This is a genomic window from Micromonospora sp. NPDC047730, assembly GCF_043204765.1.
Taxonomy (GTDB): Bacteria; Actinomycetota; Actinomycetes; order Mycobacteriales; family Micromonosporaceae; genus Micromonospora.
In genome coordinates this window covers 416,760-430,535 of sequence record NZ_JBIDCU010000003.1, presented here as the reverse complement: position 1 = coordinate 430,535, position 13,776 = coordinate 416,760, and the positions used below count along the sequence as shown (strand labels likewise).

Annotated in this window: 19 protein-coding genes; 11 read left to right on the top strand and 8 right to left on the bottom strand. The window is 73.4% G+C overall.

Translation table 11 applies throughout. From position 1 onward, the window contains the following. Positions 1–16 precede the first annotated feature (16 nt). Both ACGF5G_RS11320 and ACGF5G_RS11315 read right to left on the bottom strand, forming a co-directional pair. Positions 17–517, bottom strand: a complete 501-nt coding sequence (locus ACGF5G_RS11320) for a methylated-DNA--[protein]-cysteine S-methyltransferase (RefSeq protein ID WP_393261405.1) — start codon at positions 515–517, stop codon at positions 17–19. After that, positions 514–1,974 carry an AlkA N-terminal domain-containing protein gene (locus ACGF5G_RS11315; protein WP_393261403.1) on the bottom strand — a complete coding sequence of 487 codons (1,461 nt, stop codon included), beginning with the start codon at positions 1,972–1,974 and terminating at the stop codon, positions 514–516. Before ACGF5G_RS11315 ends, ACGF5G_RS11320 begins: the two co-directional genes overlap by 4 nt. Before the next feature lie 142 nt (positions 1,975–2,116). On the opposite strand from ACGF5G_RS11315, the gene ACGF5G_RS11310 reads away from it, so the two are divergent. Both ACGF5G_RS11310 and ACGF5G_RS11305 read left to right on the top strand, forming a co-directional pair. Beyond that, entirely contained in the window at positions 2,117–2,599 is a 483-nt protein-coding gene (locus tag ACGF5G_RS11310; protein WP_393261401.1) for a hypothetical protein, read from the top strand. Between the two features lie 80 nt (positions 2,600–2,679). Beyond that, positions 2,680–3,414, top strand: a complete 735-nt coding sequence (locus tag ACGF5G_RS11305) for a Type 1 glutamine amidotransferase-like domain-containing protein (RefSeq protein WP_393261399.1) — start codon at positions 2,680–2,682, stop codon at positions 3,412–3,414. 3 nt (positions 3,415–3,417) lie between these two features. On the opposite strand, the gene ACGF5G_RS11300 is transcribed toward ACGF5G_RS11305, so the two are convergent. Further along, on the bottom strand, positions 3,418–3,978 hold the full coding sequence (locus ACGF5G_RS11300) for an exonuclease (RefSeq protein ID WP_393261397.1): 561 nt from the start codon (positions 3,976–3,978) through the stop codon (positions 3,418–3,420). Between the two features lie 133 nt (positions 3,979–4,111). Between ACGF5G_RS11300 and ychF the strand changes: the two genes are divergently transcribed. Further along, positions 4,112–5,197: a redox-regulated ATPase YchF gene (ychF, locus tag ACGF5G_RS11295; RefSeq protein ID WP_393261394.1), complete on the top strand. Its 1,086-nt coding sequence runs from the start codon at positions 4,112–4,114 to the stop codon at positions 5,195–5,197. Between the two features lie 121 nt (positions 5,198–5,318). Here the strand turns inward: ychF and ACGF5G_RS11290 are convergent, their stop codons facing one another. Then, the gene (locus ACGF5G_RS11290; RefSeq protein WP_393261391.1) at positions 5,319–6,185 is read right to left on the bottom strand and encodes an SDR family oxidoreductase; all 867 of its coding nucleotides are present in this window, start codon (positions 6,183–6,185) and stop codon (positions 5,319–5,321) included. A 118-nt stretch (positions 6,186–6,303) separates the two neighbouring features. Here ACGF5G_RS11290 and ACGF5G_RS11285 point away from each other — a divergent pair, with 118 nt between their 5' ends. From ACGF5G_RS11285 to ACGF5G_RS11265, 5 genes are all read left to right on the top strand, one after another. Beyond that, the gene (locus ACGF5G_RS11285) at positions 6,304–6,918 is read left to right on the top strand and encodes a TetR/AcrR family transcriptional regulator (protein ID WP_393261389.1); all 615 of its coding nucleotides are present in this window, start codon (positions 6,304–6,306) and stop codon (positions 6,916–6,918) included. Positions 6,919–7,002: 84 nt separating this feature from the next. Beyond that, positions 7,003–7,464, top strand: a complete 462-nt coding sequence (locus ACGF5G_RS11280) for a hypothetical protein (protein ID WP_393261387.1) — start codon at positions 7,003–7,005, stop codon at positions 7,462–7,464. After that, positions 7,451–8,011: a DUF3995 domain-containing protein gene (locus ACGF5G_RS11275; RefSeq protein WP_393261385.1), complete on the top strand. Its 561-nt coding sequence runs from the start codon at positions 7,451–7,453 to the stop codon at positions 8,009–8,011. The genes ACGF5G_RS11280 and ACGF5G_RS11275 overlap by 14 nt, the downstream gene beginning before the upstream one ends. After that, positions 8,008–9,018 (top strand): hypothetical protein, encoded by a 1,011-nt coding sequence (locus ACGF5G_RS11270; RefSeq protein ID WP_393261383.1) that lies wholly within the window; start codon positions 8,008–8,010, stop codon positions 9,016–9,018. Before ACGF5G_RS11275 ends, ACGF5G_RS11270 begins: the two co-directional genes overlap by 4 nt. Positions 9,019–9,023: 5 nt before the next feature. Further along, positions 9,024–9,539 (top strand): pyridoxamine 5'-phosphate oxidase family protein, encoded by a 516-nt coding sequence (locus tag ACGF5G_RS11265; protein ID WP_393261380.1) that lies wholly within the window; start codon positions 9,024–9,026, stop codon positions 9,537–9,539. Between the two features lie 493 nt (positions 9,540–10,032). Here ACGF5G_RS11265 and ACGF5G_RS11260 read toward each other — a convergent pair whose 3' ends face one another. The 3 genes from ACGF5G_RS11260 to ACGF5G_RS11250 form a co-directional block, all read right to left on the bottom strand. Beyond that, positions 10,033–10,395: a PH domain-containing protein gene (locus tag ACGF5G_RS11260; protein ID WP_091103067.1), complete on the bottom strand. Its 363-nt coding sequence runs from the start codon at positions 10,393–10,395 to the stop codon at positions 10,033–10,035. Positions 10,396–10,429: 34 nt separating this feature from the next. Further along, entirely contained in the window at positions 10,430–11,167 is a 738-nt protein-coding gene (locus ACGF5G_RS11255) for a class I SAM-dependent methyltransferase (protein WP_393261378.1), read from the bottom strand. 80 nt (positions 11,168–11,247) lie between these two features. Further along, complete coding sequence (locus tag ACGF5G_RS11250) at positions 11,248–12,132, bottom strand: LysR family transcriptional regulator (RefSeq protein WP_393261694.1); 885 nt, start codon at positions 12,130–12,132, stop codon at positions 11,248–11,250. Positions 12,133–12,218: 86 nt separating this feature from the next. Here ACGF5G_RS11250 and ACGF5G_RS11245 point away from each other — a divergent pair, with 86 nt between their 5' ends. After that, positions 12,219–12,416: a hypothetical protein gene (locus tag ACGF5G_RS11245; RefSeq protein ID WP_393261377.1), complete on the top strand. Its 198-nt coding sequence runs from the start codon at positions 12,219–12,221 to the stop codon at positions 12,414–12,416. After that, positions 12,413–12,805 (top strand): VOC family protein, encoded by a 393-nt coding sequence (locus tag ACGF5G_RS11240; protein WP_350703914.1) that lies wholly within the window; start codon positions 12,413–12,415, stop codon positions 12,803–12,805. The genes ACGF5G_RS11245 and ACGF5G_RS11240 overlap by 4 nt, the downstream gene beginning before the upstream one ends. Positions 12,806–12,817: 12 nt before the next feature. Here ACGF5G_RS11240 and ACGF5G_RS11235 read toward each other — a convergent pair whose 3' ends face one another. Further along, positions 12,818–13,123 (bottom strand): 4a-hydroxytetrahydrobiopterin dehydratase, encoded by a 306-nt coding sequence (locus ACGF5G_RS11235; RefSeq protein WP_350703912.1) that lies wholly within the window; start codon positions 13,121–13,123, stop codon positions 12,818–12,820. A gap of 183 nt (positions 13,124–13,306) precedes the next feature. Here ACGF5G_RS11235 and ACGF5G_RS11230 point away from each other — a divergent pair, with 183 nt between their 5' ends. Beyond that, on the top strand, positions 13,307–13,747 hold the full coding sequence (locus ACGF5G_RS11230) for a (deoxy)nucleoside triphosphate pyrophosphohydrolase (protein WP_393261374.1): 441 nt from the start codon (positions 13,307–13,309) through the stop codon (positions 13,745–13,747). The last annotated feature ends 29 nt before the right edge of the window (positions 13,748–13,776 follow it).

The window sequence follows — 13,776 nt, the reverse complement described above, 5'->3', positions numbered from 1 at the left end:
CGCTGTCAGCTTCCCGTCACGGCCGCTCGTGTCCGAGAAGCCACTTCTTCACGTCCAGCCCCCAGCGGTAGCCGCCGAGCGTCCCGTCGGTGCGCAGCACCCGGTGGCAGGGGACGAACAGGGCGACCGCGTTGCGGGCGCAGGCCGCCGCGGCGGCGCGTACGGCCGCGGGGCGGCCGGCCAGCCCGGCGAACCCGGTGTAGGTCACCGGGTCACCCGGCTTCACCTCGCGCAGCACCTGCCAGGCGTGCGCCATGAACACGCCGCCGGTGTGCTGCTCCACCGGCACGGTGTCGATCGCGGTCAGCTCGCCGTCCAGGTAGGCCGCGACGGCGGTGGTGACCGGGCCGAGGTCGGCCCGGCGCCGCAGCGGCGCCCGCAGCGTCGGGTGCATCAGGGGGAGCAGGTGCTCGGGTTCGCCGGTGAAGCCCGCCGCCCGGACCGCCCCGTCCGGGCCGGCCACGATGCTGAGCGGCCCGGCGGGGGTGTCGACGACGGTGCTGTCGTTCATGCTCATGCTGCTCTCCAGAGTCGGATCACCGCGTACGAGCGCCAGGGGCGCCAGCGGTCGGCGTACGCGTCGAGGGTCTTCGGGTCGTCGGGCAGGCCGAGGGCGGCGGCGCCCCGGCGTACCGCGAGGTCGGTGGGGAGGAGGACGTCCGGGTCGCCGAGGGCGCGCATCGCGACGTAGCCGGCGGTCCAGGGGCCGATCCCGGGCAGCGCCAGCAGCCGCCGGACGGTCTCCTCCCGGTCCCCGCCGGGCGCCAGGTCCAGCGACCCGTCGGCGACGGCCCCGGCCAGGGCACGGATCGTCGCCCGCCGCCCCGCCGGCATCCCGAACACCTCGTCCGGCGCCCCGAGCACCTCCTCGGCGGTGGGGAAGCCGGCCAGCCACGGCCCGGGCCCCTCCCCGCCGTCGGAAGGGTCGGGGACGGGCGGGCGGAGATGGTCCAGCAGGCGGGTGAGGGTGGTGCGGGCCGAGCGGACGGAGACCTGCTGGCCGACGATCGCGCGCAGGGCCATCTCGAAGCCGTCGACCGAGCGGGGGAGGCGGATGCCCGGCTCGGCGGCGACCGACCCGGCCAGGGCCGGGTCGGCGGCGAGGGTGCCGTCGACGGCGACCGGGTCGGCGTCGAGGTCGAGCAGGCGGCGGCAGCGGGCCACCGCGGGGGCCAGGTCGCGCATGTCGGTGAGCCGCAGGGTGGCGGTCACGTGCCCGTCCGCCGGGGTCAGGGTCGCCTCGCCCGGGCCGTGCGGCAGCCGCAGGCCCCGGCGGTACGTCCTGTCGCGCACCTCCTCGACGCCGGGCAGCGCGCGCAGCGCGAGGACGTCCAGCAGCGCCCCCGCGTGCAGCGGCGGGCGGTACGCGAGCCGCAGCGTGATGGTGCCCGCCCCGCCCGGCGCGGCGCACCGGCCCCGAGCGGTACGCAGCTCGGACGGGGCCGTCCCGTACACCTCGCGGACCGTGTCGTTGAACTGCCGGACGCTGCCGAACCCGGCGGCGAACGCGATCTCCGCCATGCCCAGGCCGGTGGTCTCGATCAGGGTGCGGGCGGTCTGCGCGCGCTGCGCCCGGGCCAGGGCGAGGGGGCCGGCGCCCATCTCCGCCCGCAGCATCCGGTGCAGGTGCCGCTCGGTGTAGCCGAGCCGGGCGGCCAGCCCCGGGATACCGTCCCGGTCGACCACCCCGTCGGCGATGAGCCGCATCGCCCGGCCGACCACGTCCGCCCGGACGTCCCAGTGCGGGGAGCCGGGGGCGGCGTCCGGCCGGCACCGCCGGCAGGCGCGCAGCCCGGCGCCCTGGGCCGCCGCGGCCGAGGGGAAGAACCGGACGTTCTGCCGCTTCGGCGTCATCGCGGGGCAGGACGGCCGGCAGTAGATCCCGGTCGAGGTCACGCCGGTGTAGAACCAGCCGTCGAACCGCTGGTCGCGGCTGTCGACGGCCCGGTAGCACCGCTCGAAGTCCAATTCCACGTCACCGATGATGCCCCTGCTCGGCGCCCTCGGCTCGCGGAAATCGGACGCGGCCGTGCGGGTGGGAACGGGACGTCCGGCGCGGAAAGTGTCGGTTGTGGTCGGTACCGTCCGGGCCACCAACTCAAGAAGGGGTGCGGCAATGGCGAGCGTGGCGGGTCGGGAAGCGGCGTCGACACGGGACGGGCACCCCCCGCTGGACGACGCGGTGGTGCAGGGCTTCTACGACCGGATGCGCGCGGTCGCCCCGTCCGCCGTCGGCGCGATCGAGCGGGACCGGGCCGGTGACCCGGGGCGGGCGTTCGGCGACACCGCCTGCGGTCGGCTGGTGCGTTCGCTGGACGCCGACGGGCTCCGCGCGCTGGGCATGTGGGTGCACCACTGGTGCATGCGCTTCTACGACGACGACACCCGGGTGGCGCTGCGCCTGGTTCGGGAGATCGCCGGCCGGTCCGGGCTGGGCTGGACGGCCGACGAGGTGCGCTGGATGCTCCGCGAGTCGTACGCGGCCGGTCCCGCCGCCGACGCCCGCTTCACCCTGCCGCTCGCCGCCGCCGGGGCACTGGCCCCGGGCGCCCTGCGGATCGAGCCGGTCGTCCCGCGCCAGCCCGGCCCCCGCGACTGACCGCCCGCGCCAGCCCGGCCCGCGCCGCTGACCGACGGGGCGGCAGGATGGGCGGTGCCGACACCGACGGAAGGACGACCGTGCCCGCCAGCGAACCGACCATCCTCGCCACCAGCATGGGCATCTACGCTCCCCGCCGTGACGGCGGCGCCCGGCGGGTCAACCCCGTCTTCGACCTCGCCGCCGAGCTGGCCGGCGCCGGGCCCGAGCCGAGGCTCTGCTTCCTCAACCAGGCCGAGGGCGACCAGCCGACCACGCTGGCCCGGGTCTACGAGGCGTTCGCCGGCAGCCGGTTCCGGATGACGCACCTGGCGCTCTTCCCGATGCCGAACGTCGACGACATCCGCGCCCACCTGCTCGCGCAGGACGTGGTCTGGGTGGGCGGCGGCAGCGTCGCGAACCTCTGCGCGGTGTGGCGGGTGCACGGCCTCGGCGAGATCCTGCGGGAGTGCTGGGAGGCCGGCGTCGTGCTGGGCGGCGTCTCCGCCGGCTCGATCTGCTGGCACGCCGGCGGCGCCACCGACAGCTTCGGCACCACTCTTCGCGGCTTCGCCGACGGGCTGGGCTGGCTGCCCTACGGCAACGGCGTGCACTACGACAGCGAGGAGCAGCGCCGGCCGCTGATGCACCGGCTGGTCGGCGACGGCACGCTGCCGACCGCGCACTGCACCGACGACGGCACCGGCCTGCTCTACCGGGGCGAGCGGCTGGTCGAGGCGGTCGCGGACCGTCCGGGCGTCTGCGCGTACGAGGTCAGCCGCGGCCCGGACGGCAGCGTGCGGGAGACCCCGATCGGGCCGCGCCTGCTCGGCTGACTCCTACCGCTCCCGGCCGCGGCGACGCAGGACCGCGTCGAAGACCTGGGCCAGCTCGGCGGCGTCCTCCCCGGCGTGGTGGGTGTGCGGCACGTCGGTCAGGCCCAGCTCGTGCTTGACCGTGCCCTTGCGGGTACGCACCCACTCGCAGCCGGTCAGCCCCATCCAGTAGCTGCGCAGGTCGACACCGGAACCGGTGGCGCCGAACGGGCTGTGCCCGACGAACCGGGTGAAGTACCAGTGCACGAACATGCCGTCCCAGACGGCCGGGGCGGCGAGGAACACCGGGCGGCCGATCTCGCGCAGCCCGTTGACCCATCTCGCGGCGGCGCCCATCGCCTCCTCGGCCGGGGGCGCCTCCCGGAGCAGCCGGTCCCGGTCCAGCCCGGAGACGGCGAGCGCGGCCGGCACGAACTCGTCGGAGATCGGCTTCAGCTCCGTGTAGAAGGCCAGCTCCGGCCGGCCGGCGACGGCCATGCCGAGCGAGATCATGCTGTACGGCCCGGGGATCGGCCCGTCCGCCTCCACGTCGACCGCGACGTACAGCTCCGGCAGCCGGCTCATCCCGCCTCCTTGGGGTCGCTCGCGCGCAACCGTGGCACCGTAACAACGGTCGGGCGATCTCCGGCGGCCGTTTTCCGCCGGTGTGGAACCTGCCTGTCCAAGGGCGGCGGCGAACGGCGTAAGCTGGCTCGTCGTGAGTCTCACCATCGGCATCGTCGGCCTGCCCAACGTCGGCAAGAGCACCCTGTTCAACGCGCTGACCAAGAACGACGTGCTCGCGGCGAACTACCCGTTCGCCACCATCGAGCCCAACGTCGGCGTTGTCGGGCTGCCGGACGAGCGGCTGCACAAGCTCGCCGAGATCTTCAGCTCGCAGAAGGTACTGCCCGCCCCCGTGTCGTTCGTCGACATCGCCGGCCTGGTGCGCGGCGCCTCCAAGGGGCAGGGCCGGGGCAACGCGTTCCTGGCGAACATCCGCGACGCCTCGGCGATCTGCCAGGTGGTGCGGGCCTTCTCCGACCCGAACGTGGTGCACGTCGACGGCAAGGTCTCCCCGGCCGACGACATCGAGACGATCAACACCGAGCTGATCCTCGCCGACCTCCAGACCCTGGAGAAGGCGGTGCTGCGGCTGGAGAAGGAGGCCAAGCTCCGCAAGGACCGGGCCGCCGCGGTGACCGCCGCCAAGAAGGCCGTCGAGCTGCTCGACACCGGCGTCACCCTCTACGCGGGTGCCAAGGACGCGGGCATCGAGCTGGAGCACCTGCGCGAGCTGCACCTGCTCACCACGAAGCCCTTCCTGTACGTCTTCAACGTCGACGAGGCCGAGCTGGGCAACGCCGAGTTCCTCGACGAACTGCGCGCCCTGGTCGCCCCGGCCGAGGCCGTCTTCATGGACGCCAAGATCGAGTCCGAGCTGGTGGACCTGCCCGAGGAGGAGGCCCGCGAGCTGCTGGAGTCGATCGGTCAGCAGGAGCCGGGCCTGGACCAGCTCGTCCGGGTCGGCTTCCGCACGCTCGGGCTTCAGACGTACCTCACCGCCGGCCCCAAGGAGGCGCGGGCCTGGACCGTTCCGGTCGGCGCGACCGCGCCGGAGGCCGCAGGGGTCATCCACTCCGACTTCCAGCGCGGCTTCATCAAGGCCGAGGTGGTCTCCTACGCCGACCTGGTCGCCGCCGGATCGATGGCGGCGGCCAAGGCGGCGGGCAAGGTCCGCATCGAGGGCAAGGAGTACGTGATGCAGGACGGCGACGTCGTGGAGTTCCGCTTCAACGTCTGAAACCGGCCGGTTTCCCCAGGTCAGGAGGGCTCGCTCGCCGGGCAGGGCCTGGATCGGCCTCGTGCAGCTCGCCCGGGTCAGGCCCGCCTGACCCGCCGGCTTCGGCCCTCGCGACGACGGCTCAGGTCAGCGCGGCCCCCGGCGCCGGGACCGCCTTCTCGGCGGCGCGACTCACCTCTTCCCAGCCCGCCCAGGTGTCCATGCGTCGCTTGGAGATGTCGAAGGCGAGGTCGTAGACCATGCTGCCCAGCAGCAGTCGCAGCGGCGGGTCGTCGCTGGCGACCAGCGTCATCAGGGCCTCGGCGGCCAGCCGGGGCTCGCTGTCGATCGACCCCTCGGCCCACTGCTTCGCCAGTTCCGCGCGCAGCGCGTCGTAGGCGGGGTGCGGGGTGGTCGCCGTGCTGCTGGTGTAGAGGTCCGTCCAGTAGCCGCCCGGCTGGACGATGGTGACCTTGACGCCGAACGGGGCGGCCTCGGCGGCCAGCGCCTCGCTCATGCCCTCCAGCGCGAACTTGCTCGCGCTGTAGAGCCCCGTGCTGGGAAAACCGCCGAGCGCACCGATGCTGGAGATCTGCACGATGTGTCCGGCGCCCTGGGCCCGCAGGTGCGGCAGGACGGCCTGGCTGACCCAGAGCGTGCCGAAGAAGTTGAGGTCGAACTGGGCGCGGGCCTCGGCTTCGGTGAACTCCTCCACCATGCCGGCGAAGAGCGCCCCGGCATTGTTGACGACGATGTCGAGCCGGCCAAAGTGCCGGACCGCCCGGGCGACGACGTCGAGGACCGCCGCGCGGTCCGTGACATCGAGGCGCAGTGCCAGCAGCCGGTCGGGGTGTCGGGCGGCGAGGTCGTCGAGCGGCGAGACGTCGCGGGCCGCGCCGACGACCCGGTCGCCGGCGGCGAGCGCGGCCTCGGTGAAGGCGCGGCCGAGGCCACGGCTGGCCCCGGTGACGAACCAGACCCGGGATGCGGTGGTGCCTGAGGTTTCCATGAGCGTCCCTTCGATTGCACGAGACGGACCGTCTCGTCTCGCTGCTGGAGGCGACCATACCCGATTCGGCCCGCCTGTCAAGACGGACCGTCTCGTCTCTCTTGCTAGATTTGGACCCGTGCCCACGCAGAAGGTCGCCCCCGACGCCAGCCGCCGCAGCCAGACGGCACGACGAGCCATCCTCGCCGCCGCCTTCGACCTGGTCGGTGAGCTGGGGTACGCGAGGCTCAGCATCGAGGGCATCGCCGCCGCCGCCGGCGTCGGCAAACAGACCATCTACCGCTGGTGGCCCTCGAAGGGCGCGCTGCTGTTCGACGCCTTCCTCGCGCTCACCACCGAGGGGCAGGACGGCCAGAGCGGTGCCCTGCCCGACACCGGCGACCTAGCGGCCGACCTGAAGGTAGTCCTGCGGGCCACCGTCGCCGAACTGAACGACCCACGCTACGACCAGCCCATGCGCGCACTGCACACCGAGATCGTCCACGATCCCGCCCTGGCCGCCGACTACGCGAAGCGGTTGGACGAGCCCATGCGGGAGCTGAAGAAGGAGCGTCTGCGCGCCGCCCAGCGTGCGGGGCAGCTGGCCGAGGACGTCGAACTCGACGTGGCAGTCGACATGCTGTTCGGGCCGGTCCTCAACCGGTGGCTCCAGCGCACCGGCCCACTGACCCCCGAATACGCCGACCAGGTGGTGGACACGGCGCTGCGCGGCCTCCGGCCACGCGACCGGTAGTCCTCCGCTGCTCCCTCCCGCGAGGGAGAGGGTTCCCTCATCGACGGGAGGGGGCGGGGGCCCACCGCCAATACCGTCGTATCCATGGTCAATCACGTTCGCGCCCGGCGATGGCCGGCGTATTCCCTGGCGGTGCTGTTCCTCGGGTACGCCGCGGGAAAGGCCGTCTTCGCCGCGCAGTCCCGGCTCGGGTTCCCGGGTGGTCCGGTCGTGTCCGCCGCCGAGCACGAGAGCTACGCCCGCGACGTCATGGGCGTGGCCACCGCGCAGTGGTCGGCGACCGCTACCGGGTTGTTGGCCGCGTGCCTCGCCGTCGCCACGGTGACGACGCTGGGGCGCCGGGTGCCGAGGACGATGATGCTGCTGGCGCTCGCCGGCATGCTGCTGGCCGTCGGGGCCGGCGCGATGATCATGGTCGTGGATGGGTTCGTCGGCATCGGTGTGGGCTGGCAGTGGTACCACGCGATCCTCGGGCTCGTCGTGATCGGGCTGCTCCTGGAGACGATCCGGTCCTACGCGACGGCGACGAAGCGTGTCGCGGCCTGATCGCGCGCGCTGGGGCGCGTACGGGGCGGCGGCCTGTGCCGCGGCCTACGGCTCGATGAAACTCGCGCAGGCGCTGGGGGCCAACGCGCTGGCCGACAAGGACCCGCTGCCCCCGGAGCTGCGGGAGCGGCTGCTCGCGCGAGACCCGCTGTTCGTGGCGAGCCACTGGGTGCTGGCCACCGCCGCCGTGGTCGGCGTCGTGGTCGCGCTGGCGACGCTGCGGCCCTGGCGGGCGGCCCTCCCGCGCCGCCTGCTGCTCGCGATCGCCGGGACGCTGGGAGTCTTCATGGTCGCCCGGTCGATCGGGGTGCTGGGGTTCGGCTTCGTCGGTGACGCGCTGCTGTTGACCGGAGTCCGCCCACCGCCGGCCGAACACGCCGTGCTGGCTCGCGAACTGGCACGGTGGGACCTGCTGCTGTGGTCGCCGTTCTTCCTGCTCTGGGGGGTGTGCTGGACGGCGGCGGGATGGCGGCTGCACCGGAGGTCCACTGTGACCGGTGGTCCGGCGTCGGCGGTGGGTGCGGTGGGCCCTACCATCTCGCCATGATCACTCCGCCGTTGGCGCCCGACGTGCTCGCCCGCTACCCCGGGCTGGAGAAGCTCGGCCGCACGGCCACCAGGCTGCACCCCCGTCGCGGGGCGGTCACGGCCACCGAGAGCCACGTCGGAGGGCCGCTGCTGTGGCCTGCCGACGAGCCCTGGCCCACCTGCGCCACCCCGTGCATGGTGCAGGAGGAGGTGCCGATCCCGGCGGAGCTGTTGGCCCGGATGCGCGAGGCGGAGAGCCGCCGTACGGTGGCGCACGTGCTGGCCGACGGCGAGATCGAGCTGCACGAGGAGCTAGCGCGGCTGGTCGGCCCGGGTTTCAGCGGTTGGGGCTCGGTGAACGGCGGCCCGACGGTGGGCTACCGGTACGGGCCGCGACCCCACCCCCGGCCGAACCCGATGGTGGCGCTGGCGCAACTGCGCGCGGCGGACGTCCCCGACCTGCCCCGGCCCGGCGGGGCGGACCTGTTGCAGGTGCTGTGGTGCCCGTTCGAGCACGACACCCCGCCGTGGGGGCCGACCGTGGAGCTGCGGTGGCGGCGGGAGGCGGACGTCACCGCCACGCTGACGGAGCCGCCGCGCGGTGAGACCGGGACGGAAGGGTACGTGCCCCAGCCGTGCCGGCTGCACCCGGAGCAGATCGTCGAGTACCCGTACATCGAGGAGTTGCCGGCGGAGCTGCGGGCGCTTGCCGAGGCGGACGAGGACGAGGAGTACCTCGACACCTTCATGGCACCCGGTTGGAAGGTCGGCGGGTACGCCCGGTGGAGCCTCACGGACCTGAGCCCGACGCCGTGCCCCCGCTGCGCCGGTCCCACCACGCTGGCCCTCGTCATCGACTCCTCGGAGCACGGAGCCGACCGGTGGCGCCCGGCCCGAGCGAACGGCGCACCGGACGACGACGACCCGTACGAGCCGACCGGCGTGGTCGTCGGCCGCTACGGCGCGCTGCGCATCTTCGTGTGCCTGACCTGCCCGGACGTGCCGTTCCTGCTCGACCAGCAGTGAGGCCTGTGGTGTCGACGAACCCGTGGCTGTCCGGGCCGACCCCCACCGGGCGGCTGCCGCGCGAACGCCTGGCCGAGCGCATCCTCAACCTGCTCTCGTCGCAGAACATGTGCGTGCTCGCCACCGCCGGGCCGGACGGGCCACTCGCCACGCCGGTGCGGTACTACCCGCTCGGCTTCGCGGTGCTGTTCACTGCCGCCCCGGCGTCGCCGAAGATGCGCAACATCGCGGCCGACCCCCGGGTGTCGGTCGGCATCTTCGCGCCGCTGGTGGGACTGGCCAGCAGCCGTGGCGCCCAGGTGTTCGGCTCGGCCCGGGTGCTCAGCCCCGACGATCCGGACCGGGCGCACTACTGGTCGGCGTTCCGGTGGGAGAACGAGCACGTCGAGCGGGGCCGGTCGCTGACCGAGCCGCCCCGCGACACGCTCGTGGTGGTGGAGGCGGACCGCATCGTGTACACCGAACACTGGCTGCGACGCGAGGGCTTCGCACCGCGGCAGTTCTGGCGGCGCTCGGACTGAATGCCATCCGCCGGGCTCGATCGATCCGCGACCGCGCTCGGTCAGTCGGCGGAAGATCAACGCGGCGAGGGCGAGCCAGTCGGCCGCCACCAGCAGTCTTCAGCCCGGCGTGGCGTGGTACGGCTGTGGACGGTCCCTGGTCGGGAACGGCGCGGACCGCTGTGGTGCCGCCGTCCCTCGGGGTGACGAGGAGGTGCGACGGGCGAAAGCTCGACGCCCCGGTGGCGTCGGCGCCCCCGGCCGCCACCCGTCGTCCAGACGGGACGAGTGGAACACCATGGGTGTCAAACAGGTGCGTTGGCAGCCATGGTGTTCCACTCGCGGGAGTAGCGGGACAGGCCCCGTTGTCGCCTGCGGTCAGCCGCCGGCGGGGCGGGCCGGCTCGACCTGATCGGCGGCCAGCACAGGCAGGGCGTTCGTGACCGGGCCGCCACGCTGTTCCGCCGGGCTGCCGAGGCGGAGTGTCGCGCCCTGCTCGAGTGCGCCGGCCAGCTCAGCTGATGTGGTGCAAGATCACGTTGTGCACGTGGTGGCTCTTCTGGGCGCCGCGGAACTCCACCTCGTAGGTGTGCGTGCCGACGTGGATCGCGATCGCCCCGGTGGAGAAGAACGAGCCGCCCCAGGACTTGTTGCTGACCACGCTGACGCTCGTGATCTTCGAGTACGGGATGCTGGTGATGGCGTACCGCTTGCCGACGAAGGAGCGGTCCTGGATGATCACGCGCCGGTCGGTCAGGCCGATGAAGCCCGTGCCCGTGCCGACGGCGTCGTAGACGGCGATGATCTGTTCCCCCTGGAGCAGGCCGCTCTGGATCTGCTGGAACTGCTCCTTGCGGTCGTACGTCGCGTTGGCCATGACCTCACGGTAGGCCGGGCGTGCCAGCCCAAGATCACTCTCGGCGCGCCAGGACGAGGAACTCGCCGTCGCCCCGGCCCACCGGCTCTCCGCCCCAGCCGCCGTGGATCCGCTCGACTGCGAGCCCGGCGGCCCGCAGCGACCCGCGCAGCTCGTCCTCGGTGCGGAAGCGCAGGGTGGCCGAGCTGAGCAGCTCCTCGCCGTCACCGAACAGGTAGTGGTGGGTGAAGGCGACCGTGCCGCCGTCGACGGCGGTCACCTCCGTCCACGCCCGCACCATCTCGCCGCCCGGCAGGGTGATGCGCCGCCGCGAGTCGACCGGGTTCCAGCGTTCCCACCGCCGGTCCGCCGGGTCACGCGAGTCGAACGCCAGCCGGCCGCCGGGCACCAGCGCCCGGGCCAGGTCGGCGAGGGTACGCGCCCACTCGGCGTCGTCCACGAAGAACTGCGCCACGTGGCTGGTCATCACCGCCACGTCGTACGACCGGTCCGGCAGCAGCGCGGAGGTGCCCTCGATCCAGGTCACCCGGTCCGCGCCCCGCTTGGAGCGGGCGGCGGCCAGCGAGGGGCCGGCCGGGTCGACGCCGGTGACGGTGTGGCCGGCGGCGGCCATGCCGAGGGCGAGCCGCCCGGTGCCGCAGCCCAGGTCGAGCACCCGGGCGGCGGGCGTCTCGCAGACCCGGGCCAGAAACCAGTCGTCGTCGCGCGACCAGGGGCACTCGGCGTCGTAGACCCGGACCAGCCGCGGATGGTGGAACTCGCCGTGCCGCATCGACACCGATCATGCCATCCGGTGCTGGGTGCGGGCGACTTCGTTGCGGAACGACCGGCATCCGCCGAACGTGGCGCGGGTCAGCGTCCGTTCGCGTCGGTCGCGGCCCGGACGAACTCGCGGACCCGGGCCGTGGTGTTGCTCTCCCGCCAGACCAGGCCGCGCCGGATCGGCGGCGCGTCGCGGATCGGCACGTACGCCACGTCGGGGCGGGGGTAGTAGCGCCGGGTGTGCTCGCCCACGGGCAGCACGCCCCGCCCCATCGCGACCAACGTCAGCATCTCCGAGAAGGTGTTGCCGGCCGGCCCCTTCGGCACCGGCCGCCCCGACGGGGTGTGCTCGGGCGTGCGGTCGCGCTTGAACTCCACCGAGGTCACCGCCGGGTACTGCACCACCGGGTGGTCGCCGAGCACCTCCAGGGAGACGGACTCCTGCCGGGCCAGCGGGTGCCCCGCCGGCACCGCGAGCACCCGCTCCTCCTCCAGCAGCGCCGGCCCGCAGGCCATCCCGTCGAACGGGTACGCGGCCATCAGGATGTCGATCGAACCGTCCACCAGGCTCGGCCGCGAGTTGAAGAGCTGGACCTCGTGCACCTCGACCTGGCAGTCCGGGTGGCGCTGCGCGAACAGGGCGACGGCCTTGAGTAGCACCGGGGCGGTCCACTCGCCGAGGAAGGCGACCCGCAGCCGCCCGGTGACGCCCCGCCCCGCCTCGACGGCCCGGCGTACCGCCTCGTCCATGCCGACGACCAGCGGCGCCAGGTCGTCGGCGAGCTGCCGGCCGATGGGGGTGAGCTGCACGACCCGGCTGGTGCGGGCGAACAGCGGGGCGCCGATGCGACGTTCCAGCTTCTTGACCACGTGGCTGATCCGTCCGGTCGTCACCCGCAGGCGTTCGGCCGTCCGGCCGAAGTGCAACTCCTCGGCGAGCGTCAGGAAGGTCTCCAGCTCGTGGCGTTCCAGCACGTCGGTGTCCCGTCGTTGAATCCGGCTCAACGATCGTAGTGTGATCGCGTCTTGGTCGGCCGGGCCGGTCGGCGCATCGTGGGGGCATGGAAACGACGACAGTGACCGACTACCTGGCGGGCGTCGACGCCCCGCTGCGGGAGATCGGCGAGAAGCTCCTCCCCGTCATCGAGGCGGCGCTGCCGGGCGCGACCGGGGCGGTGTGGCACGGCCACCCGGTCTGGGGCCTCGGCGACCGGCCGGGCCGGCGACCCGTCTGCCCGGTGAAGGCGTACGCCGCGTGAGCGCCGTGCGGGTCACGGGCTTCGACCACCTGGTGCTCAACGTCTCCGACGTCGAGCGGGCGTTGGGCTTCTACTGCGACGTGCTGGGCCTGGCCCCGGTGCGGGTCGACGAGTGGCGGGCGGGCAAGGTCCCGTTCCCGTCGGTACGCGTCAGCCCGGAAACCATCATCGACCTCGTCCGTCGGGACCGGGGCGAATCCAACGTCGACCACTTCTGCCTGGTGGTGGAGCCGCTGGACTGGCAGCACGCCGTCGACGCGGGGGTGTTCACAGTCCTGGAGGGACCGGTGGGCCGGTTCGGCGCGCGCGGCAGCGCCACCTCCCTCTACGTGCGGGACCCGGACGGCAACTCCGTCGAGCTGCGCTGGTATCCCCAGGACGCCGCGTAGCCGACGCGTAGGTCAGGGCTGGGTGACCGCGCGGTAGGCGTCCTCGATGCGCGCGGCCAGCAGCACCTCGCGCTCGGTCAGCGGGGCGTTGCCGTGCCCGACCTTGATGTGCGTGTGGTCGGCGCGGCGGCTGATCTCGGGCCGCAGGTGCAGCGCGTCGGCGACCACCTTCACCCGCTCGGTGAGGGCCGCGTGCTGCGTGTCGTCGATCACGAGGGTCCGTCGGATCTGCTCACCCTCCCGGGTCCAACCGGTGAGCAGGGTGAGGGCGTCGCTGAGGTAGTCGTGCTTCGCCCGGCCGTTGAACAGCACGCGCATCACCGCACCTCCCAGGCGCCGTTGCCGGCTTGTGGCCAAATCGTCGCCGTCCCGTGTCTTGTCGGTGCCCTCTAGTCTGTCGTCGCACGGTGGGTGTGTCCACGCCCACACTTCCGTCTTCTCCTGCCCTGACGGTCGGCCACGCTACCCAAACCGCCGATTGATCTGGCACGCTGGACGCCCGTGCGGACCGAACGGGCTAACGGCGGCGGGCAGGCCGAACGACGGGACCTGAGGGTCGTCGTCGGGGCGGCGATCATCAGGAACGGCAGGGTGCTCGCCTGCGCCCGGGCCGCCCCGCCGGAGGTGGCGGGCATGTGGGAGTTCCCCGGCGGCAAGGTGGAGCCGGGCGAGAGCGAGACCGCCGCGCTCGTCCGCGAGTGCGCCGAGGAACTCGCCGTACGCGTGGAAATCGGCGACCGGGTCGGCCGCAACGTCCGGATGGCGCACGGCCGCTCCGTGCTCAAGGTGTACGCGGCCCGCCTGCTGCACGGCGACCAGCCGCAGGCGCTGGAGCACTCGGCACTGCGCTGGCTCTCCGCCGACGAGTTGGACAGCGTCACCTGGCTGCCGGCCGACGCCCCCATCGTCGCCGCCCTCCGCCCGATCCTCGTGCCCGGCTGAGCCGAAGCGGACACCCGGGCGGAAACGGG

Excerpts from the sequence above, each read along its gene's own strand:
- ACGF5G_RS11320 (WP_393261405.1), bottom strand. The coding sequence starts at position 517 with ATGAGCATGAACGACAGCACCGTCGTCGACACCCCCGCCGGGCCGCTC.
- ACGF5G_RS11310 (WP_393261401.1), top strand. The coding sequence starts at position 2,117 with ATGGCGAGCGTGGCGGGTCGGGAAGCGGCGTCGACACGGGACGGGCAC.
- ACGF5G_RS11300 (WP_393261397.1), bottom strand. The coding sequence starts at position 3,978 with ATGAGCCGGCTGCCGGAGCTGTACGTCGCGGTCGACGTGGAGGCGGAC.
- ACGF5G_RS11290 (WP_393261391.1), bottom strand. The coding sequence starts at position 6,185 with ATGGAAACCTCAGGCACCACCGCATCCCGGGTCTGGTTCGTCACCGGG.
- ACGF5G_RS11280 (WP_393261387.1), top strand. The coding sequence starts at position 7,003 with ATGGTCAATCACGTTCGCGCCCGGCGATGGCCGGCGTATTCCCTGGCG.
- ACGF5G_RS11270 (WP_393261383.1), top strand. The coding sequence starts at position 8,008 with ATGATCACTCCGCCGTTGGCGCCCGACGTGCTCGCCCGCTACCCCGGG.
- ACGF5G_RS11260 (WP_091103067.1), bottom strand. The coding sequence starts at position 10,395 with ATGGCCAACGCGACGTACGACCGCAAGGAGCAGTTCCAGCAGATCCAG.
- ACGF5G_RS11255 (WP_393261378.1), bottom strand. The coding sequence starts at position 11,167 with ATGCGGCACGGCGAGTTCCACCATCCGCGGCTGGTCCGGGTCTACGAC.
- ACGF5G_RS11245 (WP_393261377.1), top strand. The coding sequence starts at position 12,219 with ATGGAAACGACGACAGTGACCGACTACCTGGCGGGCGTCGACGCCCCG.
- ACGF5G_RS11235 (WP_350703912.1), bottom strand. The coding sequence starts at position 13,123 with ATGCGCGTGCTGTTCAACGGCCGGGCGAAGCACGACTACCTCAGCGAC.